The organism is Collimonas humicola (assembly GCF_018304945.1).
GTDB classification, from domain to species: Bacteria; Pseudomonadota; Gammaproteobacteria; order Burkholderiales; family Burkholderiaceae_D; genus Collimonas; species Collimonas humicola.
The window spans coordinates 150,778-176,020 of sequence record NZ_JAGQEE010000001.1 but is presented as its reverse complement, the minus strand read 5'-3'; the positions used below and the strand labels follow the sequence as shown (position 1 = coordinate 176,020).

Sequence of the window (25,243 nt, the reverse complement as noted above, 5' to 3'; positions counted from 1 at the left end):
AAGGCGCACAGCGGAGCAATAGCGAGACTATTGCGAGCATGCGCAACGCTGCCATGCGCGTCGGATACGTGGCAGGCACTCTTGATTTGGTTGTGACAGTCCACCAGACCCCAATACCCTAGCAGTCGGGCGCCAGCGGCGCCTGGGAAAGAACCCATTTAATGCACTCAGTTTTTCATCAGCGGGCCGCCCAATGACGGTAGCGGCGCAAAAAGTCTCACCAGGCATGCAGCAATATCTCGGCATCAAGGCCGACTATCCGGACACGCTCGTGTTCTATCGGATGGGAGATTTCTACGAACTGTTTTTCGAGGATGCGGAAAAGGCCACGCGCCTGCTCGGCATCACGCTGACTTCGCGCGGCACCTACAACAACGCACCGATCAAGATGTGCGGCGTGCCCTTCCATTCGGCCGACCAGTACCTGGCCAAGCTGATCAAGCTGGGCGAATCGGTAGCGCTGTGCGAACAGATCGGCGACCCGGCCACCAGCAAGGGGCCGGTCGACCGCAAGGTGCTGCGCGTGATCACGCCCGGCACCCTGACCGACTCCAACCTGCTGCCGGAAAAATCCGACCAGCCGCTGCTGGCCCTGTTCGTCACCCAGCAGCGCAAGACGCTCAAGGTCGGCATGGCTTGGCTGTCGCTCGCCAGCGGCGCGCTGAAGATGATGGAATTCGCTTGCGAAGCGGCGACCCTGGACACCCTGCTGAAGCAGGAACTGGAACGCATCGCGCCGGCTGAAGTGCTGGTCGCCGACATGGTTGCGAATTTATCAAACTCGATGTTGACCAAGGGCGTGGTCGACAAGGCCACCAACGTGCCGGAATGGCATTTCGATATCGCCCACGGCCAGAAAGCGCTGCTGGACCAGCTCGCCGTCAGCACCCTGAGCGGTTTCGGCGCCGAGGGCCTGAGCGCCGCCATCGGTGCGGCCGGCGCCTTGCTGCGCTACGCCCAGTCGACCCAGGGCAAGGGCTTGCAGCACGTGCGCACGCTCACGGTTGAAACCGAAAACGAATTCATCGGCCTGGACGCCGCCACCCGCCGCAACCTGGAACTGACGGAAACCATCCGCGGCCAGGATGCGGCGTCCGGCGCGCCGACCCTGTTCTCGCTGCTGGACCACTGCCGCACCGCGATGGGTTCGCGCCTGCTGCGCCACTGGCTGCATCACGCCAAGCGCGAACAGACGGTGGCGCGCGGCCGCCACGCCGCGATCGGCGCCCTGATGGCGGCGGATGCCGGCGGCGCTATTTCCAGCACCCTCAGCGCGGTGCCGGATATCGAACGCATTACCGCCCGCATCGCCCTGCTTTCGGCCCGGCCGCGCGACCTGGCCGGTCTGCGCGACGGCCTGCTGCAGCTAGATGCGCTGCGCGCCGACATCGCCATGTGCGGCAGCGAAAGCGAGGCGCCTCTGCTGCGCGAGCTGCAAACGGCGCTGGCAACTCCGATCGACTGCCTGCAGCTGCTGCAAAGCGCGATTGCCGCGGAACCGTCGACCATGGTGCGCGACGGCGGCGTCATCGCCGCCGGCTTCGACGCCGAACTGGACGAACTGCGCGGCCTGTCGGAAAACGCCGGCCAGTTCCTGGTCGACCTGGAGACGCGCGAACGGGCCCGCACCGGCATCGCCAACCTGCGGGTCGAGTACAACAAGGTGCATGGCTTCTACATCGAAGTCACGCACGGCCAGACCGACAAGGTGCCGGACGACTACCGCCGCCGCCAGACCCTGAAGAACGCCGAACGCTACATCACGCCGGAGCTGAAGGCGTTTGAAGACAAGGCGCTGTCGGCGCAGGAACGGGCCCTGGTCCGCGAAAAAATGCTGTACGACCAGATCCTGCAAGACCTGGCGCCGCATATCGGCACCCTGCAGAATATCGCCCATGCGCTGGCCCAGCTCGACACCCTGGTGGCGCTGGCGGACCACGCCGCGCGCCATGACTGGTGCCTGCCGCAGCTGGTGGCGGAACCGGCGATCCAGATCGTGCAGGGCCGCCATCCGGTGGTTGAAAAGCAGATCGAACGCTTCATCGCCAACGACTGCCAGCTGTCGACAGAACGCAAGCTGCTGCTGATCACCGGCCCCAACATGGGCGGTAAATCGACCTTCATGCGCCAGGTGGCGCTGATTACCCTGCTGGCTTACGTCGGCAGCTATGTGCCGGCCGACAGCGCTGTGCTGGGACCTATCGACCGCATCTTCACCCGTATCGGCGCTGCCGACGACCTGGCCGGCGGCCGCTCCACCTTCATGGTGGAGATGACCGAATCGGCCGCCATCCTCAACGGCGCCACTGAAAATTCGCTGGTGCTGATGGATGAAGTGGGCCGCGGCACGTCAACCTTCGACGGCCTGGCGCTGGCCTGGGCGATCGCCCGCCACCTGATCGACGTCAGCCGCAGCTTCACCCTGTTTGCCACGCACTACTTTGAACTGACCCAGCTGCCGGACCTGCATCCGTCGGCCGCCAACGTGCATCTGTCGGCAGTCGAGCATAAGGACAGCATTGTTTTCCTGCACGCGGTCCAGGCCGGCCCCGCGTCGCAAAGCTATGGCTTGCAGGTGGCGCAGCTGGCTGGCGTGCCGTCGCCGGTGATCCGCGCCGCGCGCAAGCATCTGGCCCTGCTGGAGTCGCAATCGATGCAGGCGACGCCGCAGTTCGATCTGTTTGCACAAGCGGCCAGCATGGACACGCACGAGGAAGCCGATGCCGCCAATGTCAGCGACGCCTTGGGCAGCGAGCTGATCGCGACCCTGGACGGCATCGACCCCGATGCCCTGACGCCGCGTGAAGCGCTGGAGCAGCTGTACCGCCTGAAGCATCTGACGACGGCGCAAAAAAACTGATGAACGCCGCGCTGCTACGCAAACCATCGGCAGCCTTGCCGTCGAGGCTGGCGCTTCTGCTCAGCCTGGCGGCGGCGCTGACGGTCAATTGCGGCGCGGCGCTGGCCGACACCACCAGCTTCAGCTTTGCCGTGATCGCCCATGCTTTCCGCAGCAATTCCGACGAAACCACGCTGCGCAACGCCATCGCCGAAACCGATGCCGACAACCTGGCGTTTGTGGTGGCGAACGGCATCAAAGCCAGCACCGAGCCTTGCTCGGACAAGTTGTACAGCCAGCGCAAGGCTTTGTTAAGCAGCGCCAAAAACGGCTTGATCGTGTCGCTCTCGGCCAGCGACTGGGTGACCTGCCGCACCGCGGCCGACCGCTCGGCCGCGATCGAGCGCCTGAACCGGGTGCGCGACCTGTTTTTCTCCGACGAATTCTCTTTCGGCGACAGCAAGATCCCCCTGATCAGGCAATCGACCTCGCCAAAATTCCACAGCTACGTGGAAAACGCCAGGTGGGAGATCGGCAACGTGATCTTCGCCACCATCAATCTGCCGGCCAGCAACAACCACTATCTGGCGGAAGGCGGCCGCAACAGCGAATTCGAAGACAGGCAGATCGCCAACCGCGAATGGCTGCAGCGGATTTTCCTGAATGCGGCGCAAAAAAAATCGGATGCGGTCGTCTTGTTTTGCGATGGCGATCCGTTGGCGACCCAGCGCCACCGAGTATTCGACTTCAACGTCAAGCGCGACGGCTTCGCCGAAATCCGCCAGCGCATCAGCGTCCACGCCAGCCAGTTCGGCGGCAAGGTGCTGATCATCCACGGCCCGCATGGCGCCGACGCGCCCACCTCGACCTCTATCGTCTGGCAACGCAACCTGGGCGACCTGGAAGTCAGCGGCAGCTGGCTGAAAGTCAATTTCGACCCGGCCAACCCCAAGCTGTTCGATCTTGGCAAGAACGCCGATCAGGCAAGGCTGACGCGCCGCTAAGTACTCCCCCGCCCGAGCAGCTGCGCTCTAAGGACGCGCCTGAGTTTCGCATTGGTTAATAGAATAGCTATTTTGGGGACGCGCTCTTTTGCGGAGATGGCTGTTTGGCATCTGGCCGATGTCTTTACATGGCTGGCATGGAAAGGCGGCTATCAATTGGAAAAGAATGGTTGCGGTGGCAAAGGCGGCCAAGCAGATCAATCTGGCCAGGGAGGCTGGCCAGCTGACTCTGGAAATGCGGCGCGAAGTGCAAGCCTTGTTCGCCTAGGCCCCGGATAACAGGCCCCGGCATTTCCTGGGAAGGGCATCGCATGGGCGGCAGCAACCGCCCTGCGATTTAGTGGATAGGATGACTGCGGAAATGATCGTCCGCGCCATCTTCGTCCTGGTCGTCGTGATGATGGCCGTGTGCGCCGTGGACATGCTGATGCGCGATTTCTTCTTCTGTCGCGGCGCGGACTTCCGTCACGTTCAGATCGAAACGCAAGGCGATGCCGGCCAGCGGGTGATTACCGTCGAGCACGACCTTGTCGTCGGCAATATCCGTCACCGTGAAAATCAGGGCTTGCTCTTCCTCATCTTCATTGTCTGGCGTGCCTTCAAATTGCATGCCGACTTCGAGCGGTGTCGGCAAACGGTTGCGCGGCTCTATCTTGACCAGGTTCGAATCGTATTCGCCAAAGGCGTCGTCCGGCTCGACCTGCAGCTCGGTGTGATAGCCGGTTTCCTTGCCATCCAGTGCTTCTTCGATTTTCGGCAACGTGTTTTCATAGCCGCCGTGCAAATACACCATCGGCTCGCTGCTTTCTTCGATCAGATTGCCTTGGGCATCTGACAATTTGTAGCGTACAGTCACTACCGTATTTTTGGCAATCTTCATGATCATTCCTTTCATTTAACATGCGTTGGGATTATACCCGCCGGAATGGCTCAGCCTTGCCGGGAACGCAAAATTTACTCGCTCAAAATGCCGGTAATGCACGGAATCCATAGTCCTGCCTAATTTTACGGCATGCAACCCGATATAATACGCGCATGAAAAATTCCACACTCCTGGGCGGAATGACGCCCGCACAATTCCTGCGCGACTACTGGCATAAAAAGCCGCTGCTGATTCGTCAAGCCTTGCCCGGCTTCAAACCGCTGCTGTCGCCGGAGGCGCTGTTTGAACTGGCCCGGCGCGATGACGTCGAATCGCGGCTGGTCACGCATTTCAAACAGCAATGGCAAGTCAGCAACGGCCCGGTCACCGATTTGCCGACGGCCGCGCAGAACGACTGGACCTTGCTGGTGCAAGGCGTCAACCTGCATGACGACAACGCCGACGCCCTGCTGCGCCAGTTCCGCTTCATTCCCGACGCCCGCCTGGACGATCTGATGATCAGCTACGCCACCGACACCGGCGGCGTCGGTCCGCACTTCGATTCTTACGACGTCTTCCTGCTGCAGGCGCATGGCCAGCGCCGTTGGAAAATCGGCGCCACCCAGGACCTGACCCTGGTGGAAGGCAGCGCCTTGAAGATCCTCAAGAATTTCAAGCCCGAAGACGAGTTCGTGCTCGAACCCGGCGACATGCTCTACTTGCCGCCGCAATATGCGCACGACGGCGTCGCCATCGGCGAATGCATGACCTATTCGATCGGCTTCCGCGCACCGCCGTTCCAGGAACTGGGCGAAGCCTTCCTGCAGTTCATGGCCGACTCGATCGACCTGCCCGGCCGCTATGCCGATCCGCAGCTGGAAGCCAGCAAGCATCCGGCGGAAATCAGCGTCAGCATGCTGACGCAGATTGCGGACGAGCTGAATAAAGTGCGCTTCACCGATGACGACATCGCCATCTTCGTCGGCCAGTACCTGTCGGAGCCAAAGGCCAGCGTATTCTTCGACTCGCCGGCCAAACCCTTGACGCTGGCGCGCTTTACCGCCTCACTCGGCAAGCGCGGCGTAGCGCTGTCGCGCAAGACCCAGATGCTGTACCGCGGCAAGCACGTATTCATCAATGGCGAATCGTTTTCCATCGGCCGTGCCGACAAGGCGTCACTGACGTTGCTGGCCGATGAGCGCCGCCTGGATAGCGCAGCAGCCGCAAAAGTATCGACCGACGTGCTGGAAGCGCTGTATACCTGGTACGAAGACGGTTGGGTTACGCTGGGCTGATTGTGGCGGGATGTTTTTGGAATAGTGAATTTTCCGGGAACATCCGCTTTCCGTCCCGAAAAAGTAAGGTGGCGATTTTATTATCTGCTTACGATATTTGAATATCTGCCAAAGGCTGAAACACGTGCTGCATAAAAACCGCGCATAAAGCAAATAGAAATTCGTTAAATGTAATTAATAATAAAACAAACCTCGAATTAATATTTACCACCGGTTTGCTTAAATATTATTCACGATTGACAGTATTTAACAAATTCGAAGCCAATCCGACAGTCAACAGCACCTGCCATCGCACTGCTCCAACGGCAATTGTTTTGCACTTTTTAACAGTAATTCTGATGGCCGTCAGTACTCCCGCATCGTTCATAAAATTGAAGCGGCTTCCATAAGATAGAAAAGCGCTGTTGCGTTGATACAAATTCTTACCAAATAGCAAACCGTCAATGTCATATTTAACAAATTCCGGCTATAATCCTGAGCTGGAAAGTTTTTGTTGCATCGCGATGCGCAGTCCCGGCAAAGCACTGCGAAAACATCCTGTAGAGCGATAATTACCGGTAATTATTCATCGCAAAAATTTTGATTACTACTGAAGGAACATTCATGAAAAAAACACTGTTGATCGCATCCCTGTTGGCTCTGACTCTGGCTGCTTGCGGCAAAAAAGACGAAGCTCCTGCTGCTGACGCTTCGGCTCCAGCACCAATGGCTGCTCCAGCACCTGCTGCTGCTGACGCTGCTGCTTCCGCTGCATCCGACGCTGCTGCTGCTGCAACTGCCGCTGGTTCCGCTGCTGCTGACGCTGCAACTGCTGCCGGTACTGCCGCTGCTGCTGCTGGCTCCGCTGCTGCTGATGCTGCTCACACAGCTGTTGACGCTGCTGCTGACGCTGCTAAAGCTGCTGCCGCACCTGCTGCTTCCAAGTAATCATTGGTTGCGTAGAAAAAGCCGACCTCTGGTCGGCTTTTTTATTGCCTGCGCTTCTGCGCCAGGCCACCCTTCTCACCTTCTCCTCCCGCATCTGCGGCAGCTCAAATCTCGATCCAGTTGAAACCTTCCTCCTGGCAGGCGATCGTGATCTCCACCAGTTCATTGTGACGCGCGTCGGACAACGCCGCGTAGGCCAGCTCCGGCAAATTATTGCGAGCACTCAGATGCGCACCCACCACCTTGCGCAATCTCGACTGGTCCAAAGCCTTCAGAATCTCACACGCCGCCTGGTTCGACAAATGGCCGTACTCGCCGCCGATACGACGCTTGAGCGACGGCGGATAGGCCGAGTTGCGCAGCATCTCCCGATCATGGTTACACTCCAGCACCAGCGCATCGCTGCCGCCCAAGGCTTGCACCAGGTGATCGGTCAGCTTGCCGGCATCGGTCAGCACGCCCAGCTTATGCTTGCCGTCGGTGGCGACGTACTGCACCGGCTCGCGTGCGTCATGCGGGACTGTATAGGGAGTTAATTGCAGATCGCCGATGGCGAGGATTTCGCCGTCGCGGCAAAAGCCGACCGTCACGCCGGAGCAGTCCTGGCGCAGCGCCTGGAAGGTGCCGTAGGTAAGCCAGACCGGCAAGCGATGACGGCGGGCGAACTTAAAAACGCCGCCGATGTGGTCCTGATGTTCGTGGGTGACGACAATTGCAGAGAGGGAGGCGCCATCCAGGCCCAGGCGGGCCAGACGCCTTTCGGTTTCGCGTATGCCGAAACCGCAGTCGAGCATCACATTGGTCGTGCCGCTAGCGGAAGCGGCCGATATCAGCAGCGCGTTGCCTTCACTACCACTACCCAAGCTTGCGAATTTCAAGGATAGATCCCATAGCTCAAGAAACGCACTGCAGCCTTACTGCAGTGCCAGACGAACGAATTTATTTCAGCTGCTCATTCAGCAATGCCAGGATCTTGTCGGAAGTTTTCGACAGTTCAGGCTTGCCATCCTTGTTCAGCACAGTGACTTGGCTGCCGGTGTCCGAACCCTTGACTGCGATGCGGTAGCTGGCTGCATTTTTCGCCTTGTCGCTGTCGGAGCTGCTGAATATCTTGGCGAAGAAACCCTTGTCCGATTTCTTGTCCTTGGCATCCGCATCCTGATCAACATAGCGCACGAAGTACACGCCTTGCGTACGGTCACGGTCTTCCACGGTAAAGCCGACACGGTCCAGCGCCAGGCCGACGCGGCGCCATGCGCGGTCGAAGCCTTCATCTACCTGGACGAAGTCGCCGGCGGCATTCTTGACCAGCTTGGAACGCGCCTGCAGCGACGGCGTATTGGCCACGGCAGCCTTGGCCTTCACTTCATCGGCGCCCAGGCGGCCCATCAGGCGCGACAGGAATTCTGCTTCCAGCTGCGGATCGGCGGGACGCGCGGTCCAGATGCTGGATTCTTTTTGCGCACCGGACAAGACTTCTTCGGCGCCGCGGTGGCTGATGTAGATTTCGGTGGTGCCGTTCGGACCACGCTCCAGACGGGTGCGGAACTTGTCGCGCTCACCTGTCGAATACAGCGAATCGAATACCTTGCCCAGGGTGTTGCGGACGAAATCCTGCGGGATCTTGGCGCGGTTTTCAGCCCAGTCGGTTTCCATCACGCCGGTTTCCGGATTTTCGATATTGATCAGGAAACCTGAATCCTGCCAGAAATCCTTGACCTTGGGCCACAGGTTTTCAGGCGTTGAACTGACCACCAGCCAGCGCTGCGAACCATCGCGCTCGATGTGCATGTCGGGCGCTGCATTCGGCGCGACCGCCGCTGCCGCTGCCGCCGGACGCGCACCTTGCTCCAGGTTGTAGCCGGAGGCAGTGGCTGTACCTGCATTCGTCTCGGGAATGGCATAACGATTTTCACGCTGCAGCTGGGTCAGGTCGGGCGGGATGTCCAGCTTCGGCGCCGTTACCTTGCCTGCGCTTTTGTAATCGATGCGATCCGGCTCAAGCACCGAATTGATCGAAGAGCATCCTGCCAGACCGGCCAGCGCCAAAGCGATAACAATGCCACGTTGTGGGAGACTGAATTGAGTCGATGGAATGTTCTTGCGAATAGTCATGTGGATACAGGATCAAAAAGACGAAGGAAATTTTAGGGTAGCGTTTCGCACATCATGAAACTCTACCCTAGGGAAAACGCCTGTCAGCGCCGCTTATTGTAATACACCCGCTTCACGCAACGCCGCGCGGACGGTTTCATGATACTCGGCTGCCAGCGGCACCAGCGGCAGACGGATGCCGTCCGCCATCATGCCCATCTCGGTGAGCGCCCATTTCACGGGCAAGGGATTCGGCTCCACAAACAGCTTGTTATGCAAAGGCAAAAGCTTGTTGTTCAATTTGACCGCTTTCGCCACGTTTCCGTTCATTGCCGCCACGCACAGCAGGTGCATGTCGCGCGGCGCGACGTTCGCGGTCACGGAAATATTGCCCTTGCCGCCGCAGAACATGAGCGCCATCGCGGTGGCGTCGTCGCCGGAATAGACGGCAAATTCAGGCGGCGCCAGGCGAATCAGGTCGGAGCCGCGGCCGATATTGCCGGTAGCGTCCTTGACGCCGATGATTCCCGGCACCTGCGCCAGGCGCAAGATGGTTTCGTTGCTCATATCGGCAACGGTGCGGCCAGGGACGTTGTACAGGATGACAGGCAGATCGACCGACTCCGCGATCTTCTTGAAATGCTGGTACATGCCCTCTTGGGTCGGCCGGTTGTAGTAAGGCACGACCTGCAGCGATGCATCGGCGCCGGCTTCCTTGGCGAAGCGGGTCAGCTGGATCGCTTCCGCAGTGGAATTGCCGCCGCTGCCGGCGATGATGGGAATACGCTTGGCGGCGTGATCGACCGCCAGCTTGATCAGGGCGCAATGCTCTTCAACCGTGACGGTCGGCGACTCGCCTGAAGTGCCGACGATGACGATCGCATCGGTGCCTTCGGCAATGTGCCAGTCAATCAGTTTGCGCAAACCCGGCAAGTCGAGACTGCCGTCGGTATGCATGGGAGTAACGATTGCAACAATGCTGCCCTTGATCATGATCGTGAATGCGAAAAAATAAAAGACTGATTGTAGCGGATCGCAGTGGCTGTGGGGCATTTCCGCTTGTAAAACAAGGTACAAATACAATTACCTTGAAGCAACTCTGCCAGCGACGCCAACCATGTTTTCAGGCGATGCGCCGCGCAGACGCTACGCCGCCAGGCTGCTTGATGGCGCACAGCCGCTGCACCATGGCCGCCTTCGGCTGCTCCACGTAGCCGTCCTCGAAGGCCAGCACATGCCAGCGGCTGGCGCTGTCAGCCGCCAGCAAGGCCAGCAATTCGCCCGGCTGCAGCAGGAAATCGGGATTGGAAGGCTTGCCAAAGTGTTCATTACCGGCTGCAAATGTTTCGTAGAGCAAAACACCTTGGGCCGCGATGCTGTCCAGGATCAGTGGGAACAAGGGGCGATGCAGGTAATTGGTGACCACGACGCCGCTAAACCGATGAGGCCGGAACAGCTGCGCCAGCGCCTCGGCATCGCCGTTTTCCAGCTCGACCTGACGGGTGGCGACGCCAACCGCATCTATTTCAGCCAGCGCAGCCGGATCGCGGTCGACCGCCAGCACGCTGAGGTTCTGACTCAAGCTGGCCAGCCACAAGGCGTGGCGGCCCCTGCCGCAAGCCAGGTCCAATACTGCGCCGGCCGGTATCAGGCGGCCGAAGCGGCTGATCCAGGGCGAGACAGGATTCGATGCAGGACTGGTCGCAGCGGTCATAGGAGAATTAGCTATAGCCCAGGCCCATGGCTTCGCGCACGTCGCGCATCGTGTCCTGCGCCAGCTTGCGTGCGTGGTCGCAGCCATCCGCCACGATCGCCCGCACCAGCGACGGATCGTCAAGATATTGCTGGGCCCGCTCGTGCATCGGCTCCTGCTCGCGGATGATGGCGTCGATCACCGGCTGCTTGCATTCAAGGCAGCCAATGCCGGCGCTGCGGCAGCCCTTGGCGGCCCATTCGCGGGTGGCGTCGTCGGAATAGACGACGTGGAACTGCCATACCGGGCATTTGTCCGGGTCGCCAGGATCGGTGCGGCGTACCCGCGCCGGGTCGGTCGGCATGGTGCGCACTTTCTTGCTGACCACGTCCTTGTCCTCGCGCAAGGCGATGGCGTTGCCATAACTCTTGGACATCTTCTGCCCATCCAGCCCCGGCAGGCGCGACGCCTCGGTCAACAGCGCCTGCGGCTCCGACAGGATCAGCTTGCGGCTGCCTTCAAGGAAACCGAACAGGCGCTCGCGGTCTATCATGGACAGGTTCTGGGCATCGTCCAGCATGGCCTTGGCCTGTTCCAGCGCGTTCTCGCTGCCTTGCTGCTGGAACTGGGTGCGCAGCTCGTTGTACAGCTTGGCGCGCTTGCTGCCGAGCTTCTTGACCGCTTCCTGGGCCTTTTCCTCAAAGCCCTTTTCCTTGCCGTACAGATGATTGAAGCGGCGCGCGATTTCGCGCATCATTTCGATGTGCGGCACCTGGTCGTCGCCCACCGGCACCTGGCTGGCGCGATAGATCAGGACGTCGGCCGCCTGCAGCAGCGGATAGCCGAGGAAACCGTAGGTGGCCAAATCGCGGTCGGCCAGTTTTTCCTGCTGGTCCTTGTAGGTCGGCACCCGCTCCAGCCAGCCCAGCGGCGTGGCCATCGACAGCAGCAGATGCAACTCGGCGTGTTCCGGCACCTTGGACTGGATGAACAAGGTCGCCTGCGACGGGTCGACGCCGGCGGCGAGCCAGTCGATCAGCATGTCCCAGACGCTGGTTTCGATCACGCTAGGGTCGTCGTAATGCGTGGTCAGCGCATGCCAGTCGGCGACGAAAAACAGGCAGGGCAATTCGGATTGCAGCCTTACCCAGTTTTTCAGCGCGCCGTGATAATGGCCAAGATGCAAGGCGCCGGTCGGGCGCATGCCAGAGACAACACGATCAGGATACATGGTTGATTTAGTTATCGTAATAAAAAGGAAAGTGGCAAGGTAATGAATTGCAGCACGTCCAGCGCAAATGAGCGAACCGGACTGACCCAAAAGTACAGCAACGGCACACCGCCAATTTTAATGAAAAGGAATGCCAGCACAACAAAGAAACCGTAGGGTTCGATTTTCGCAAACTGATAGGCATACTTGGTCGGCAGCAAACTCGTCAGGATGCGGCCGCCATCCAGCGGTGGAATCGGAAACAGATTAAAGGCAAACAACGCCAGATTAACCAGGATACCGGCCCTGGCCATCAGCACAAAAAATTCTTGCGCTCCGAAAGATTGCCCCAGCACCTGGTACAGCACAAGCCAGATCAGCGCCATGAACAGATTCGCCGCAGGCCCGGCCAGCGCCACCCAAGCCGAATCGCGTCTGGGCTTGCGCAACTGGCCGAAATTGATCGGTACCGGCTTGGCGTAACCGAACAGGAAGGCGCCACCGGTCGACAAATACAACGCTATTGGAATCAGTATGGTCCCGAACGGATCGATGTGCTTGATCGGATTGAGGCTCATGCGGCCCAGCATGTAGGCGGTGGGATCGCCGAAATACTTGGCGGCGTAGGCATGCGCGGCTTCGTGCAGCGTAATGGCGAACAACATGGGCAGCGCATACACTGCGACGGTTTGGATTAGATCATTCATGGGCGGGATTCTATCAGAGCAGCGTTGCCATCCGGTGCGGGGAACCGTAAAAGATCGGCGCTCGGGATGGCTTGGATCATAGGGAATTACAAAAAGACAATATGGACGCCGCAAGCGGCGCCCTCGCGGCCGGGGTCAGAATCCAAACAAGCCGGCGTCGCCGCGTCCCTGGCGTATCAGTTGCGGCTCGTCGCCGCTGAGGTCGATCACGGTGGTCGGCTCCAGGCTGCAGGCGCCGCCGTCGATCACCAGTTCGATCTGCTTCTCCAGCTGGTCGCGCACTTCTTCCGGATCGGTCAAAGCCTGGTCCGCTCCCGGCAAGATCAAAGTAGCGCCGATCAGCGGCTGGCCCAGCTCTTCCAGCACCGCGCTGACGATACTGTGCTGCGGCACGCGCAGGCCGATGGTCTTGCGCGCCGGATGGCTGAGGCGGCGCGGCACTTCCTTGGTGGCTTCGAGAATGAAGGTATAAGCGCCAGGCGTCGCGCTTTTCAGCAGCCGGAACTGGCGGTTGTCGACCTTGGCGTACAGCGAGATTTCGCTCAGGTCGCGGCACAGCATGGTCAGGTGGTGCTTGTCGTCGACGCCGCGGATGCGCCTGACCCGGTCCACCGCGTCCTTGTTGTCCAGCTGGCAGACCAGCGCATAGCAGCAATCGGTAGGCAAGGCGACGATGCCGCCGGCCTGGATGATTTGCACTGCCTGCTTGATCAGGCGCAGTTGCGGATTGTCCGGGTGGATCTGGAAAAACTGGCTCATGGCTGTTCGGCTCTAAAAATGAAAAACGGCGCTAACCCGAAGGTCAGCGCCGTCGAATCAAGAAAAATTACAGGGCAGTGACTTGCGGATTACGCAAGGCTGCAATGCGTTGTTCGATCGGCGGATGGCTGGAAAACAGCGCCATGAAACCGGGCTTGTCGTTGATGCCCAGGGCCGCCATCGATTCCGGCAGGGTCGCGGGCTCAATCCCGCCCAGGCGCGCCAGCGCATTCTGCATCGGCAAGGCGCTGCCCAGCAGCTTGGCGGAGCCGGCGTCGGCGCGGAATTCGCGATGGCGCGAGAACCAGGCCACGATCAGCGACGCGCCTATGCCCAGCACAATCTGCGATACCAGCACAGTCGCCATATAGCCGATGCCGGGACCATCATTATTGCCACGCGACAAGGCGCGGTCGACAGCATAACCGATGACGCGCGACAGGAACACCACAAAAGTGTTCACCACGCCTTGGATCAGGGTCATGGTCACCATGTCGCCATTGGCGATGTGGGCGATTTCATGCCCCAAAACCGCTTCAACTTCTTCCTTGGTCATGCTTTCCAGCAGACCGGTCGATACCGCAACCAGCGCCGAATTCTTGAACGCGCCGGTAGCGAAGGCATTGGCGTCGCCCTGATACACTGCCACTTCAGGCATGCCGATGCCGGCGCGCTGCGCCAGCTTGCCGACCGTATCCACCAGCCACATCTCGGTCGAATTCGAAGGCGAGGCAATCACGCGGGCGCCGGTCGACCATTTCGCCATCTGCTTGCTGATCAGCAGCGAGAAAATCGATCCGGTGAAACCGACCACCAGCGAAAACACCATCAGCATCGGCAGGTTGAGGCCGGCGCGAGTCAGGAAACGGTCCACGCCCAACAGCGACAGCACGACGCTCATGACAAGCATCACTGCGATATTGGTGGCAAGGAACAAGAAAATACGTTTCATGTGGAAAACTCCAAAATGGGGAAAGAAGTGTCTTTAAGATAAGGTCGCCGACCCAGATTTCAAGAGTGCGGCGGCCAATTATGCCAGACTGCCCTCGGCAGAAAACAAAGCAATTAAACAATATTCACACCTGACGCCGCCGAACTCGGTTATCCCCTCCCATTCTTCCACAAAATCTGCCCGCCGTTCCTGTACGGCTGCTTGACGCAACTGCTGTTGCCTGCAGCAATCCTGTCCTCGTTCGTATCGCCCATTCCGCCCGCAAAATCACTTTTGCATCACGGACTGGAATAGCGGCGACGCAAGCAGTCCGTCCAGCCAGCCGGCCAGGCTCTGGTAGCGGCTGGCATAAAACCACGCCGGGTCGACCGCCACGAATTGCCGCACGAACGGGACAATCGCCATGTCGGCCAAGCCCCTCTTGTTCCCCGTCAGGAAACCGTGGGCGGCAATGCGCGCATCCAGCCGCGCCAGGATAGCTTCTCCCTGCACGCGGTAATAGACGGCCGGATGTTCCGGAAAGCGCTCCGCATATTTGTAGCGATCCAGCAAACCCTTGAAAGCGCCATCGTTTTGCGCGATCAGTTCCCGCACCTGCCGCACCACTTCCGGATTCGTGCTCAGCCATTGCTCCGGGTCGTTCTGCGCCAGCGCCCAGTGCATGATGTCGAGGCTTTGCTCAAGCACGGCGCCGCCAGGCAACGCCAGCACCGGCACCGTGCCCTTGGGAGAACAGTCCAGCATGGCTTGCGGTTTGTTCCTCAGACTGACCTCATGCATCACCACGTCGACGCCGCTGATCTTGACAGCAAGGCGCGCGCGGATGGCGTACGGGCAGCGACGAAAAGTAAATAAAATGGGCTTCAAGTCAATCAACCTGCAAAAAATAATGCCAACAAAATAACACAGGTGCGTCCGCACCGTTACTCGCGCGGCGGCCGCGTGAAGATACGCTGAATTCTGCTATCTTTGCTGCACGGAAATTATTGGAGCACCTATGCATTGTTCAACACCGCCGCCTGCCATGCATGCGGCCGACCATCCATGACGCGGCGCCTGGCGTCGGTCGATGCCTTGCGCGGCTGTACCGTCGCAGCGATGCTGCTGGTGAACGACCCGGGCGACTGGGGCCATGTCTACGCCCCGCTGGAGCATTCTGCCTGGCACGGCTGCACGCCGACCGACCTGGTGTTTCCGTTTTTCCTGTTCGTGGTCGGCCTCTCCACCGCCCTCGGCATCGAAGCGCGCGCGGCGCAAGGCGGCGACCGCGCAGCGCTGACGCGGGCCGCCTTGCTGCGGGCCTTGCGGATCGTGGCGCTGGGCCTGGCGATCAATCTGCTGGCCTGGCTGATCATGCCTGGCGCGCATTTGCGCGCGCCGGGGGTGCTGCAGCGGATCGGGCTGTGCTTTGCCGCCACCGCACTGTTTGCGATCCACACCCGGCCGCGCACGCAATGGGGCGCGATCATCGCCATCCTGCTCGGTTACTGGGGCTTGCTGGCGCTCGGCGGTTCGCTGGAGCCTTGGGTCAACCTGGTCAGCCGCAGCGACAGCGCCATCTTCGGCAAACTGGTGTATCAAACCGATCCGCTCAGCGGCCGCGGCCACGATCCGGAAGGCTTGCTTGCCACGCTGCCGTCCCTGGCCACCTGCCTGCTCGGCCTGTGCGCCGGCCGCTGGCTGCGCGCAGACCGGCTGAAAGCGCTGCTCATCGCCGCCATCGGCGCGCTGGCCTTGGGTGCGCTGTGGTCGCTGGCGCTGCCGTTCAACAAGAATCTGTGGACGCCATCGTTCGTGCTCTGGTGCGCCGGCTTGGCCACGCTGGCGATGCTGCTGTTGCATTGGCTGATCGACCGGCGCGGCTGGCCGGCGCTGGGGCGCCGCTTCGGCGTCAATGCCATTGCCGCCTATGCAGGGTCGGAACTGATGCAGATCCTGCTTCCCGGCCTGGGTTGGCAAGAGCCGCTTTATCAGCACTTGTTCGCCGGATGGATCGCGCCGCTGGCCGGAGCGCAGCTCGCTTCGCTGGCGTTTGCCGCAGCCTTCGTGTTCCTGTGGTGGCTGATCGTCTTCGTGATGGACAGCCGGCGCTGGCATATCAAACTATAGCCCTCAGCGGAAGAACAGCAGCCTGGTCAGGAACGTATAGTCGGCCTCGGTCGCCATCAAGCCCACCAGCACCAGCAAGCAAAGCGGCGGCACCAGGATGGCGAACACCAGCGCCAGCCGTTCCCACGCCATGTGCATGAAAAAGGCGATGATCAGTCCTGCCTTCATCAGCATCAGGACGATGATCAGGGTCCAGCGCAGATAGCTGTGGAAATTGAAGTAATCGACCAGGTAAGACAGCGTGCTGAGCACAAACAGCAGGCCCCAGATCTTGAGGTAGAGGCTGATCGGATGTTGTTGTCCTGTGGCGGAAGTCATGAGCGCACCTACCAGAGATAGAACAAGGCAAAAATGAAAACCCAGACCAGGTCGACGAAGTGCCAGTACAGGCCGGCGATTTCAACGATCTGGTAATTGCCGCCCGTGCCTCCCTTGCCGCCGGGACCGTCATAACGGCCTTTCAGCAAGCGCACCGCGACGGTAATCAGGTAAATCACGCCGGCGCTCACATGCAAGCCGTGGAAGCCGGTGATCATGAAAAAAGTCGAGCCGAACTGCGGGGCGCCCATCGGGTTGCCCCAGGGCCGCACCCCCTCCTGCAAAATCAGCTTGCTCCATTCGAACACCTGCATGCTGACGAAACAGACGCCAAAAGCGGCGGTGACAAACATCAGGACCGCCGCCCGCACGCGCTCGCGGCGATAGGCGAAATTGACCGCCATCGCCATGGTGCCGCTGCTGCTGATGAGGACGAAAGTCATGATGGCGATCAGCAGCAGCGGCACCTCGGCGGCGCCTATCTTCAGGCCGAACACCACGCTCGGATTGGGCCAGGGAATGGTGCTGGAAATGCGCACCGTCATGTACCCGGTCAGGAAGCAGCTGAAGATGAAGGTGTCGGACAGCAGGAAAATCCACATCATCGCCTTGCCCCAGGATACCTGGAACGCGCGCTGGTCGGACGACCAGTCAGCCACCAGCTGGCGCCAGCGGCCGTGGCCGGATGCTTCTGCCGAGCTTGCCGGCGGAGTTGCGACGCTCATATATCCCCCTTCAACGGGTACCGCACACCATGCGCACAAAGTCCGGCGTCAGCCAGCCCAGCGCGGCAAACAGCAACAGCCAGACCGCCAGCAGGAAGTGCCAGTAACGCGCGCACAGTCGGATACGCCAGGCCAGCCGGCGCGGCTGCTGGCGCCAGGAGCCGGCGGCAGCCATGCCCCAGCCAACCAGGCCGCCCATCACATGCAGGGCGTGCATGGCGGTCAGCAAGTAAAAGAAACTGCCGGCCGGATTGCCGGTGGCCGTCACGTGGATCGCCCGCAACGCCTGCCATCCCCAGAGCTGGGCGGCCAGGAAGGCCATGCTGCAGACGCCCGCCAGCAGCAGCAGGTTGTGGGCGCGCTCCATTTGATGGTTGTTGGCGGTAGCGGCCGCAAGCTGCAAAACAACGCTGGCGATCGCCAGTATCGAGGTGCTCAGCCAGAGCTGCCAAGGCATCGCCAGCGGCGACCAGTCGGCGGCATCCATGCGCATGATGCAGGCCGCGATGAACAGCAGGAACAAGGCGCTGGCGACCGCCATGAACAGCCACAGGGCGACGCTGATGGCGGCATAGCGGCGCTCAAGCGGGTTGTCCGCGGCCGGCTTGCCGTAGCCGCTGCCCGTTGATTTCAAGATGGCAGCGTAGCTCATGCCAGCACCTCCTTATCGACCGCCAGGCGCGACTCGGCGTCGCCGGGAACCGGCGGCGCGTTCTGGGCGATAAAATCTTCCTGCGCCCCGGGTACGCTATACGTGTAGGCGCCGCGGTACACCACCGGCAGATGCGGCCCCCAGTTGCCATGGCCGGGCGGCGTTTGCGGCGTCTGCCATTCCAGCGATGCCGCGCGCCAAGGATTGGCGCTGGCGCGCTTGCCGTGAAAAACGCTCCACACCATATTGAAAATGAAGATCAGCTGCGCCGTCGCCACGATCAGGGCGACTACGGTAATGAAGGCGTTCATGGTCTGCGCCGAATCGGGAATGAACTTATAGCCTTCGAAAACATAGTAGCGGCGCGGCATGCCGAGGATGCCGAGATAATGCATGGGAAAAAAGATGGCATACGTGCCGAGGAAAGTTACCCAGAAATGCAGCTTCCCGAGGCCGTCGTGCAGCATGCGGCCGCTGATCTTGGGATACCAGTGATAGATGGCGCCGAAAATCACCAGCAGCGGCGACACTCCCATCACCATGTGAAAATGCGCCACCACGAAATAGGTGTTGGAGAGCGGAATATCGACGCTGACATTGCCGAGGAACAGGCCGGTCAGGCCGCCGATCAGGAAGGTGCTGACAAAGGCCAGCGCAAACAGCATCGGCACCGACAGGTGAATATCGCCCTTCCACAATGTCAGCACCCAGTTATATACCTTGAGGGCGGTCGGAACGGCGATGACCAGGGTAGTGGTGGCGAAGAAAAAGCCGAAATACGGATTCATGCCGCTGACGAACATATGATGCGCCCACACCACCACGCTGAGCACGCCAATCGCAATGATCGCCCACACCATGGTGCGGTAGCCGAAGATGCTCTTGCGCGCGTGCACGCTGATCAGGTCGGAGACGATGCCGAACGCCGGCAAGGCCACGATATACACTTCGGGATGGCCGAAAAACCAGAACAGGTGCTGGAACAGCAAGGGACTTCCGCCCTTGTAGCCGCTGATCTGCCCCATCGACACCAGCGCCGGCATGAAGAAGCTGGTGCCCAGGGTGCGGTCCAGCAGCATCATGACGCCGCTCACGAACAGCGCCGGAAACGCCATCAAGGCCAGGATGGTGGCGACGAAAATGCCCCACACCGTCAGCGGCATGCGCAGCAGGGTCATGCCCTCGGTGCGCGCCTGCAGCACCGTGGTGACATAGTTCAAGCCGCCCATGGTGGCGGCGACGATGAAGATCAGCAGCGACACCAGCATCAGGATGATGCCCCACTCGTAGCCAGGCGTTCCCGGCAGGATCGCCTGCGGCGGGTACAGCGTCCAGCCGGCGCCGGTCGGCCCGCCCGGCACGAAGAAACTTGCCATCAGCACGATCACCGACAGCAGGTAGACCCAGAAACTCAGCATGTTCAGGTAAGGAAACACCATGTCGCGCGCGCCCACCATCAGCGGAATCAGGTAATTGCCGAAGCCGCCAAGGAACAGCGCTGTCAAGAGATAGATCACCATGATCATGCCGTGCATGGTCATGAACTGGTAATAGTGCGCCGCATCGATGAAGGCGAACTTGCCGGGAAATCCCAGCTGCAGGCGCATCAGGTTCGACAGCCCTACCCCCACCAGCCCGGCCAGGATGGCGACGCTGGCATACTGGATCGCAATCACCTTGTGATCCTGGCTCCAGACGTATTTGCGGAAGAAACCTTGCGGTAAATGATCCTGATGCGGGTCTTGATGCAGGTCTTGGTGCAGGTCTTGATTCGTACGGTCGTCAGTGTAGGCCATGGCTTTCCTTGCTTAGCGGGTGACGGTTATTGCTGCGCCTGCTGCTTCGGTGCGGCCGCCGGCGCCGCGCCTACCGATTTGATGTAAGCCACCAAGGCTGCCAGCTCGGCGTCGCTCATGTCGATTTTCGGCATCATCGGCGCGAAGCCTTTCACCACGCGCGCCTGCGGATCGCGGATGAACGCTTTCAGATAAGCCTCGTCCACCAGCGCCGTGGCGCCGTTTTCCATGGTTTCGGTTTTGCCGTACAAGCCTTTCCAGGTCGGACCGACGCGCGGCGTGCCGTCCACCGTATGGCAGGCCACGCAAGCCTTGGATTCCGCCAGCGCCTTGCCCTGCGCAGCCAGCACATCGCCGGCTGCTGCCACCGCGGCGCCGGCAGCAGCGCTGGCGGTCGCCGCCGGGGGCGCCATGCTCTGGGCGAAGGTCGGCTGCGCCTTCAGCCACTTCTGGTAGCTGGCGGCGTCTTCCACTACCACATAGCCGCGCATGCCGGCATGGCCGACGCCGCACAGCTGCGCGCACAAGACTTCATAGCGGCCGACCTTGTCCGGCGTGAACCAGAACGAGGTCACCATGCCGGGCACCATGTTCATGCGGGCACGGAACGGCGGCACGTAGAAATCGTGCAGCACATCCATCGAACGCAGCAGCATCCGCACCGGCTGGCCAAGCTGCAGATGCAGTTCATTGTTGTTGATAAGGATATTGTCCTGGCCGGCCGGATCGGCTGGATCCAGCCCGAAAGGATTAGAGGCGCTGATCAGCGCCACGCTGGAACGCCCCAGTTTGCCGCTCGGGCCCGGATAGCGGAAACGCCATTGCCATTGCTGGCCGACCACTTCGACATCGCGCACATTCGCCGGCACGGTGACGTAGGCGGCATACACGAACAGCCCCGGCGCCAGCAAGCCCATGATGGCAATGCTGGTGCCGACGATCAGCCAGCGTTCCAGCTTGAGGTTCTCCGGCCGATAGGCGGCCTGGCGGCCTTCGCGGTGGCGAAAACGCAGCAAGGTATACACGATGAACAGATTGATGACGACGAAGAAGATGCCGGTGATGATCAGGGTGATGGTCAGCGTATCGTCCATTTGCCGCCAGTTCGATGCCAGCGGGGTTGCCCACCACGGGCTGAAGAAATGAAACAGCACCGAAGCGACGACGATCAGGATGAGTGCGACTGCCATGGCCATAGCTACCCTCTTTCCTGCGGAGCGCTCCGCGGAAGTGATGCAAATGCAATGAAGTACTCTCTGAATGCTTGCAACGGCAGCCGCAGCCATGCTCCGGCATACCGTGTTAATGCGGATCGGTACGCGAACGGATCAGGACTGAAGTCCTGATCCGTCGGCACTCGCGGCAAATGATGGTCAAGCGGAAAACGAAGCGCGCGCCGCTATTGTCCCAAAGGCCGTTCCAGCTTCCAGTAGATGATCGCCGCCGACATACCGAATACCAGGTGGGCGGCCAGCGTCGCCCAGCCGCGCATATCAGCAAACCACGAGAAGAAGCGGACCATGCCATAAAAATTGAACAGATAGACAACCAGGCCGAACACAGCGCCGGTCAGCAAGACCATGCCGACGCTGGAGTCAAAGTGGAAAGGCGCAATGATGGCAGCCAGGATCAGGGCCAGTACAATTCCCAGCACATAATGGGTGCCCAGGGCCACGGCGACCACGCCGATGTCGAAGGTAGTTGATTGCAAGGTATCCGGTCCCATCACGATGGCGGCAATCATGTGCGATGTAGCCCAAGGGCTGGTGTCCTGGAAGATGGACGACCACAGCAGTTCCAGCACCATCACGACCGCACCGGCGGCAAAACCGGAGACAGCTGCCGCCGGCCAGTCCGGCAGGCGACGCTCCAAGTGATGCGAATGCATGTGAAGTTCCATGATGATCTCCTGAAAGCGATGACAAGCAGCTACGCCGCCGCAACAATAGCAGCGGCGCCGGCCCGCCGCGCAGACGCCGCGCCGGACTCTCTTTCAGAGTAGTACAGAATCATAGACATGCAAAGGCAGTAACTATGCTGCGACGCAGCAGCGATACCGGCCTGCAGCCGGCTGACATAGCGTTACCAGTTATGCCAGACCGGGGTAACGCTATCAGGCAAAGGCGGCAAGGCGCCGAGGTCGACCCGCGATTCGGCCGGACTGTGGAAATCGGAACCGCGCGAAGCCAGGAAACCGTACCTGGCGGCAACCTTGGCGTAATAGTCATACTGATCCGGCGTGTGGCTGCCGGTCATGACTTCGATCGCGGCGCCGCCCAGCTGCTTGAACTCGCTGAAGAAGGCGTCAAAGGCCAGGTCGCTCAGCTTGTAGCGCCCCGGATGCGCCACCACGGCGATGCCGCCGGCGTCGCGTATCCATTGCACCGATTGCGCCAGCGTGGCCCAGCGGTGCGGCACATAGCCCGGATTGCCTTCGGTAAGGTAGTTGCGGAATACTTCGCTGGTGTCGGCGCAACGGCCGATCTCCACCAGGTAGCGGGCGAAATGGGTGCGCGAAATCAGGTCGGGATTGCCGACATGCTTCAAGGCGCCTTCGAAAGCGTCGGGAATGCCCACCGTCGCCAGCTGCGCCGCCATTTCATGCGCGCGCCGCTCGCGGCCGCCACGGGTTGCCGCCAGGCCCTGCACCAGCTGCGGATTGGTTTCGTCGATTTGCAAACCGACGATATGAATGGTGTGGTTAGCCCAGGTAATCGAAATTTCCACGCCCGCGACGTACGGCAGGTCCAGCGCCGCAGCCGCCGCCCGGGCTTCAGCGATACCGTCGATTTCGTCGTGATCGGTCAGCGCCCACATGTCCACCCCATTCGCCTTGGCGCGCGCCGCCACCGCCATCGGCGTCAGCGTACCGTCGGAAACATTGGAGTGGCAATGGAGATCAACATTCAACATCATTAGTCCTACAGGGGGAGTGCGGTAAAAATCCGGCTAGCCGCCTGGCAGCGGCCTCATGTCAGGATTGTACGCCTCTTGGCCGGCATATGCTGCAAGCGCACATTTCCCCCGCTGCAGCGCTGCCTCACGCTGCGCCCTGCTCCTGCAGGAATTCCTCGATCAGTTGCGCCAGCGCCTGCGGCTGGTCGTGATGCAGCATGTGGCCAGCTTCCGCAATGAACGCCATCCTGGCGTGCGGCAAAACCGCGATGCGGCGGTCGACTTCCTCGCGCATGGTTTCCTGGCCGCCCATCCATTGCCACATATTGGTTTGCGCCGCTTCCACGCACAGCACCGGCGCCGTGGTGCTGCGCCAGCAGGCCAGCATTTCCTCCACCCGCGGCAATACCGGATTGATGATCTTGTGCGCCGGATCGGCCAGGATTTCCCAGCGGCCGAGATCGTTCTGGCGCGCCCAGTGCTGCGCCAGGAAGGCCGCCCGGCTGTCGCTCAGGCGCGGATTGGTTTTCTGCAGGCGGGCTGCGACCGCCGCCAGGTCCGGATAGCTTTGCAGGGACGCCGATTCGATCAGCTGATCCAGCCATTTGGCGTAGCGTGTCGGCGCCAGGTCAGCTGCCAGATGGGCGCCGCCGAAACCCTCCAGGTTGATCAGCGCCTTGATCCGCCGCGGCCGCGCGCCCGCATACAAGCCGACGGCATAGCCGCCCATGCTGTGGCCGAGCAGGTTGACCGCCTCATCCGCTGCATAGTGCTGCAGGATGGCGTCGAGGTCGGCCAGGTAATCGGGAAACCAGTAGCTGTCCACCGGCGGCCCCTCGGTCAAGCCGAAACCGCGCCAGTCCGGGGCAATCACATGCCAGTCGCGCTGCAGGCAGTCCACCACGAACTGGAACGAGGCGGAGACATCCATCCAGCCGTGCATCATGAAGATTTTCGGGGTGCCGGCGCGGCCCCAGTGGCGCACGTGATAGCGCAAGCCGCGCAAGGGAATGAATTCTGAACGGGATAGTTTCATCGACATAGGACTTGATAGGACTTGTAGAGTTTGCGTAATTAGATGCGTGCTATGCCAGGAACTGGCCGAGATCGAAATTGGATTTCAGCTCGCCGCCGGAAAATTCTTCCTGCAGCCAGTGCTCCGCGCGCGTCCGTCCGGCATCGCGCAAGGCATGGATGAAGGACGCTTTGGTGTTGAGCTTGCTGGCCACGCTCAGCTGGCTCATCAGGGCGTCGGAATCGATCACGTGGATCTGCAGTTCCATCAGGCGGTCATGCATTTTCCCGCGTGCTTCGGGATCGGCCTCGGTTTCGCGCTTGGCCAGCGCCAGCCCGCCCAGCTCGGTGAAAAAAGTCGAACTGAAACTGATTTCGCTCAGGCGCTGGCCGATCTCTTCTGTGCTGGTCGGCGTCAGCGGCCGCCGGAACGGATGCAGCAGCACCGCCAGCACATCCGGCGAGGTGCACAGGTGCAGCAAGGGAAAAATCGGCGGGTTGGCGGTCAGGCCGCCATCCCAGTAGGCTTCGCCGTCGATCTCGACCGCATGGTGCATCGACGGCAGGCAGGCCGAGGCCAGCAAGGCGTCTTGCGTCAGGTCCTCATTGCGGAAGATGCGCAGGCGGCCGGTGCTGACCTGGGTAGCGGCAATGAACAGCTTGATCTTGCCCTCTGCCCGCAGGCGCTCGAAATCGATCTGCTTTTCAAGGATGTCGCGCAATGGATTCAGGTCGAAGGGATTGAGCTGGTATGGCGAGAACATGCGGGTCACCGAAAACATATGCTTGAGCAGCGCCGAAGAAGTCGCCTGCGAGGCAATGCCCGCTTCGCTCAAGGCATCCGGCCGCATGAAGCTGTACAGGTCGCGGGTGCTGACGCTGTCCCAGAAATCCGCCAGCGCCTGGCGTGCGCCGTCGCGGCCGCCGGTCGCCATGCCGTAGCTCATCACCACTGCATTCATGGCGCCGGCGCTGGCGCCGCTGATGCCTTCGATATCGATGCGCGGTTCTTCCAGCAGGCGGTCCAGCGCACCCCAGGTAAACGCGCCGTGCGAACCGCCGCCCTGCAGGGCCAGCGTGATTATCTTGTTTTGCATGAATAGTTCCTGAAGATGGTTATCTGCGGCATGTCGTCATGCACCGAAATTCGGTCGCATGGAGCACAGCCTATTGCAGCGTCTGCCCATACCCTCCCACATATTTCAGTAATTTACCAATCTTTCGCGTAAAGCGTTTTCCTGGAATCAGTTTCATGCCATCTTGTCGACTTGCTTTCCGGGCAGCCGCCAACGCATTGCGCATCGCAACGGCACGCATTTTGCTTTTCAGCATTCAAGATCGGGCTAGCGGACGCATCGCTCGCGCCATTGCACCGCTTTCTTGCGCCGGCGA

The 25,243-nt window shown here is 60.7% G+C and carries 25 protein-coding genes; 5 read left to right on the top strand and 20 right to left on the bottom strand.

Features of this window, described 5'->3' with window-relative positions; genetic code table 11:
• Positions 1-193 precede the first annotated feature (193 nt).
• Positions 194-2,860, top strand: coding sequence for a DNA mismatch repair protein MutS (mutS, locus tag KHU30_RS00830; protein WP_211440763.1), 2,667 nt, complete (start codon positions 194-196; stop codon positions 2,858-2,860).
• Positions 2,860-3,843, top strand: a complete 984-nt coding sequence (locus KHU30_RS00825; RefSeq protein ID WP_211440762.1) for a hypothetical protein — start codon at positions 2,860-2,862, stop codon at positions 3,841-3,843. Before mutS ends, KHU30_RS00825 begins: the two co-directional genes overlap by 1 nt.
• Positions 3,844-4,180: 337 nt before the next feature.
• On the opposite strand, the gene KHU30_RS00820 is transcribed toward KHU30_RS00825, so the two are convergent.
• The gene (locus KHU30_RS00820; protein WP_061946072.1) at positions 4,181-4,723 is read right to left on the bottom strand and encodes an FKBP-type peptidyl-prolyl cis-trans isomerase; all 543 of its coding nucleotides are present in this window, start codon (positions 4,721-4,723) and stop codon (positions 4,181-4,183) included.
• A gap of 155 nt (positions 4,724-4,878) precedes the next feature.
• Between KHU30_RS00820 and KHU30_RS00815 the strand changes: the two genes are divergently transcribed.
• Entirely contained in the window at positions 4,879-6,000 is a 1,122-nt protein-coding gene (locus KHU30_RS00815; RefSeq protein ID WP_211440761.1) for a cupin domain-containing protein, read from the top strand.
• A gap of 603 nt (positions 6,001-6,603) precedes the next feature.
• Positions 6,604-6,927 carry a hypothetical protein gene (locus tag KHU30_RS00810; protein WP_211440760.1) on the top strand — a complete coding sequence of 108 codons (324 nt, stop codon included), beginning with the start codon at positions 6,604-6,606 and terminating at the stop codon, positions 6,925-6,927.
• A 104-nt stretch (positions 6,928-7,031) separates the two neighbouring features.
• On the opposite strand, the gene KHU30_RS00805 is transcribed toward KHU30_RS00810, so the two are convergent.
• The 9 genes from KHU30_RS00805 to KHU30_RS00765 form a co-directional block, all read right to left on the bottom strand.
• Positions 7,032-7,805: an MBL fold metallo-hydrolase gene (locus tag KHU30_RS00805; protein WP_211440759.1), complete on the bottom strand. Its 774-nt coding sequence runs from the start codon at positions 7,803-7,805 to the stop codon at positions 7,032-7,034.
• 61 nt (positions 7,806-7,866) lie between these two features.
• Positions 7,867-9,042, bottom strand: a complete 1,176-nt coding sequence (gene bamC, locus KHU30_RS00800) for an outer membrane protein assembly factor BamC (protein ID WP_211440758.1) — start codon at positions 9,040-9,042, stop codon at positions 7,867-7,869.
• Between the two features lie 93 nt (positions 9,043-9,135).
• Entirely contained in the window at positions 9,136-10,014 is an 879-nt protein-coding gene (dapA, locus tag KHU30_RS00795; protein ID WP_211440757.1) for a 4-hydroxy-tetrahydrodipicolinate synthase, read from the bottom strand.
• A 130-nt stretch (positions 10,015-10,144) separates the two neighbouring features.
• Positions 10,145-10,735, bottom strand: coding sequence for a class I SAM-dependent methyltransferase (locus tag KHU30_RS00790; protein WP_211440756.1), 591 nt, complete (start codon positions 10,733-10,735; stop codon positions 10,145-10,147).
• 7 nt (positions 10,736-10,742) lie between these two features.
• Positions 10,743-11,945, bottom strand: a complete 1,203-nt coding sequence (locus tag KHU30_RS00785) for a tryptophan--tRNA ligase (RefSeq protein WP_211440755.1) — start codon at positions 11,943-11,945, stop codon at positions 10,743-10,745.
• Positions 11,946-11,956: 11 nt separating this feature from the next.
• Positions 11,957-12,631, bottom strand: coding sequence for a site-2 protease family protein (locus KHU30_RS00780; protein ID WP_211442144.1), 675 nt, complete (start codon positions 12,629-12,631; stop codon positions 11,957-11,959).
• Positions 12,632-12,766: 135 nt separating this feature from the next.
• Positions 12,767-13,390 carry an L-threonylcarbamoyladenylate synthase gene (locus tag KHU30_RS00775; RefSeq protein WP_211440754.1) on the bottom strand — a complete coding sequence of 208 codons (624 nt, stop codon included), beginning with the start codon at positions 13,388-13,390 and terminating at the stop codon, positions 12,767-12,769.
• 67 nt (positions 13,391-13,457) lie between these two features.
• On the bottom strand, positions 13,458-14,342 hold the full coding sequence (gene htpX / locus KHU30_RS00770) for a protease HtpX (protein ID WP_098497892.1): 885 nt from the start codon (positions 14,340-14,342) through the stop codon (positions 13,458-13,460).
• Positions 14,343-14,609: 267 nt separating this feature from the next.
• A complete protein-coding gene (locus tag KHU30_RS00765; protein WP_230427140.1) occupies positions 14,610-15,209 on the bottom strand; it encodes a glutathione S-transferase in 600 nt (199 codons plus the stop codon).
• Between the two features lie 177 nt (positions 15,210-15,386).
• Between KHU30_RS00765 and KHU30_RS00760 the strand changes: the two genes are divergently transcribed.
• The gene (locus KHU30_RS00760) at positions 15,387-16,451 is read left to right on the top strand and encodes an acyltransferase family protein (protein ID WP_211440753.1); all 1,065 of its coding nucleotides are present in this window, start codon (positions 15,387-15,389) and stop codon (positions 16,449-16,451) included.
• A 3-nt stretch (positions 16,452-16,454) separates the two neighbouring features.
• Here the strand turns inward: KHU30_RS00760 and KHU30_RS00755 are convergent, their stop codons facing one another.
• From KHU30_RS00755 to KHU30_RS00710, 10 genes are all read right to left on the bottom strand, one after another.
• The gene (locus KHU30_RS00755) at positions 16,455-16,769 is read right to left on the bottom strand and encodes a cytochrome C oxidase subunit IV family protein (protein ID WP_211440752.1); all 315 of its coding nucleotides are present in this window, start codon (positions 16,767-16,769) and stop codon (positions 16,455-16,457) included.
• An 8-nt stretch (positions 16,770-16,777) separates the two neighbouring features.
• Complete coding sequence (locus KHU30_RS00750) at positions 16,778-17,494, bottom strand: heme-copper oxidase subunit III family protein (RefSeq protein ID WP_211440751.1); 717 nt, start codon at positions 17,492-17,494, stop codon at positions 16,778-16,780.
• A gap of 10 nt (positions 17,495-17,504) precedes the next feature.
• On the bottom strand, positions 17,505-18,146 hold the full coding sequence (locus KHU30_RS00745; RefSeq protein ID WP_211440750.1) for a cytochrome c oxidase subunit 3: 642 nt from the start codon (positions 18,144-18,146) through the stop codon (positions 17,505-17,507).
• The gene (locus KHU30_RS00740; protein WP_230427139.1) at positions 18,143-19,942 is read right to left on the bottom strand and encodes a cytochrome c oxidase subunit I; all 1,800 of its coding nucleotides are present in this window, start codon (positions 19,940-19,942) and stop codon (positions 18,143-18,145) included. The genes KHU30_RS00745 and KHU30_RS00740 overlap by 4 nt, the downstream gene beginning before the upstream one ends.
• A 26-nt stretch (positions 19,943-19,968) precedes the next feature.
• The gene (locus tag KHU30_RS00735) at positions 19,969-21,138 is read right to left on the bottom strand and encodes a cytochrome c oxidase subunit II (RefSeq protein WP_211440749.1); all 1,170 of its coding nucleotides are present in this window, start codon (positions 21,136-21,138) and stop codon (positions 19,969-19,971) included.
• A 203-nt stretch (positions 21,139-21,341) separates the two neighbouring features.
• Positions 21,342-21,842 (bottom strand): hypothetical protein, encoded by a 501-nt coding sequence (locus KHU30_RS00730; RefSeq protein WP_211440748.1) that lies wholly within the window; start codon positions 21,840-21,842, stop codon positions 21,342-21,344.
• A 182-nt stretch (positions 21,843-22,024) separates the two neighbouring features.
• Positions 22,025-22,855 (bottom strand): 3',5'-nucleoside bisphosphate phosphatase, encoded by an 831-nt coding sequence (locus tag KHU30_RS00725; RefSeq protein ID WP_211442141.1) that lies wholly within the window; start codon positions 22,853-22,855, stop codon positions 22,025-22,027.
• A 127-nt stretch (positions 22,856-22,982) separates the two neighbouring features.
• A complete protein-coding gene (locus KHU30_RS00720; protein WP_230427138.1) occupies positions 22,983-23,879 on the bottom strand; it encodes an alpha/beta fold hydrolase in 897 nt (298 codons plus the stop codon).
• Positions 23,880-23,922: 43 nt separating this feature from the next.
• A complete protein-coding gene (locus KHU30_RS00715; protein ID WP_211440747.1) occupies positions 23,923-24,948 on the bottom strand; it encodes a patatin-like phospholipase family protein in 1,026 nt (341 codons plus the stop codon).
• A gap of 70 nt (positions 24,949-25,018) precedes the next feature.
• Entirely contained in the window at positions 25,019-25,183 is a 165-nt protein-coding gene (locus KHU30_RS00710; protein ID WP_211440746.1) for a hypothetical protein, read from the bottom strand.
• Positions 25,184-25,243: the final 60 nt, after the last annotated feature.

What these genes read in the sequence shown, in the direction of transcription:
- KHU30_RS00790 (WP_211440756.1), bottom strand. Translation starts at nt 10,735, where the DNA reads ATGACCGCTGCGACCAGTCCTGCATCGAATCCTGTCTCGCCCTGGATC.
- KHU30_RS00735 (WP_211440749.1), bottom strand. Translation starts at nt 21,138, where the DNA reads ATGGCCATGGCAGTCGCACTCATCCTGATCGTCGTCGCTTCGGTGCTG.
- KHU30_RS00825 (WP_211440762.1), top strand. Translation starts at nt 2,860, where the DNA reads ATGAACGCCGCGCTGCTACGCAAACCATCGGCAGCCTTGCCGTCGAGG.
- mutS (WP_211440763.1), top strand. Translation starts at nt 194, where the DNA reads ATGACGGTAGCGGCGCAAAAAGTCTCACCAGGCATGCAGCAATATCTC.
- KHU30_RS00745 (WP_211440750.1), bottom strand. Translation starts at nt 18,146, where the DNA reads ATGAGCTACGCTGCCATCTTGAAATCAACGGGCAGCGGCTACGGCAAG.
- htpX (WP_098497892.1), bottom strand. Translation starts at nt 14,342, where the DNA reads ATGAAACGTATTTTCTTGTTCCTTGCCACCAATATCGCAGTGATGCTT.
- KHU30_RS00720 (WP_230427138.1), bottom strand. Translation starts at nt 23,879, where the DNA reads ATGTCGATGAAACTATCCCGTTCAGAATTCATTCCCTTGCGCGGCTTG.
- KHU30_RS00755 (WP_211440752.1), bottom strand. Translation starts at nt 16,769, where the DNA reads ATGACTTCCGCCACAGGACAACAACATCCGATCAGCCTCTACCTCAAG.
- dapA (WP_211440757.1), bottom strand. Translation starts at nt 10,014, where the DNA reads ATGATCAAGGGCAGCATTGTTGCAATCGTTACTCCCATGCATACCGAC.
- KHU30_RS00810 (WP_211440760.1), top strand. Translation starts at nt 6,604, where the DNA reads ATGAAAAAAACACTGTTGATCGCATCCCTGTTGGCTCTGACTCTGGCT.
- KHU30_RS00740 (WP_230427139.1), bottom strand. Translation starts at nt 19,942, where the DNA reads ATGGCCTACACTGACGACCGTACGAATCAAGACCTGCACCAAGACCTG.
- KHU30_RS00730 (WP_211440748.1), bottom strand. Translation starts at nt 21,842, where the DNA reads ATGGAACTTCACATGCATTCGCATCACTTGGAGCGTCGCCTGCCGGAC.
- KHU30_RS00780 (WP_211442144.1), bottom strand. Translation starts at nt 12,631, where the DNA reads ATGAATGATCTAATCCAAACCGTCGCAGTGTATGCGCTGCCCATGTTG.
- KHU30_RS00710 (WP_211440746.1), bottom strand. Translation starts at nt 25,183, where the DNA reads ATGCTGAAAAGCAAAATGCGTGCCGTTGCGATGCGCAATGCGTTGGCG.
- KHU30_RS00715 (WP_211440747.1), bottom strand. Translation starts at nt 24,948, where the DNA reads ATGCAAAACAAGATAATCACGCTGGCCCTGCAGGGCGGCGGTTCGCAC.
- bamC (WP_211440758.1), bottom strand. Translation starts at nt 9,042, where the DNA reads ATGACTATTCGCAAGAACATTCCATCGACTCAATTCAGTCTCCCACAA.
- KHU30_RS00815 (WP_211440761.1), top strand. Translation starts at nt 4,879, where the DNA reads ATGAAAAATTCCACACTCCTGGGCGGAATGACGCCCGCACAATTCCTG.
- KHU30_RS00750 (WP_211440751.1), bottom strand. Translation starts at nt 17,494, where the DNA reads ATGAGCGTCGCAACTCCGCCGGCAAGCTCGGCAGAAGCATCCGGCCAC.
- KHU30_RS00820 (WP_061946072.1), bottom strand. Translation starts at nt 4,723, where the DNA reads ATGAAGATTGCCAAAAATACGGTAGTGACTGTACGCTACAAATTGTCA.
- KHU30_RS00725 (WP_211442141.1), bottom strand. Translation starts at nt 22,855, where the DNA reads ATGTTGAATGTTGATCTCCATTGCCACTCCAATGTTTCCGACGGTACG.
- KHU30_RS00785 (WP_211440755.1), bottom strand. Translation starts at nt 11,945, where the DNA reads ATGTATCCTGATCGTGTTGTCTCTGGCATGCGCCCGACCGGCGCCTTG.
- KHU30_RS00760 (WP_211440753.1), top strand. Translation starts at nt 15,387, where the DNA reads ATGACGCGGCGCCTGGCGTCGGTCGATGCCTTGCGCGGCTGTACCGTC.
- KHU30_RS00775 (WP_211440754.1), bottom strand. Translation starts at nt 13,390, where the DNA reads ATGAGCCAGTTTTTCCAGATCCACCCGGACAATCCGCAACTGCGCCTG.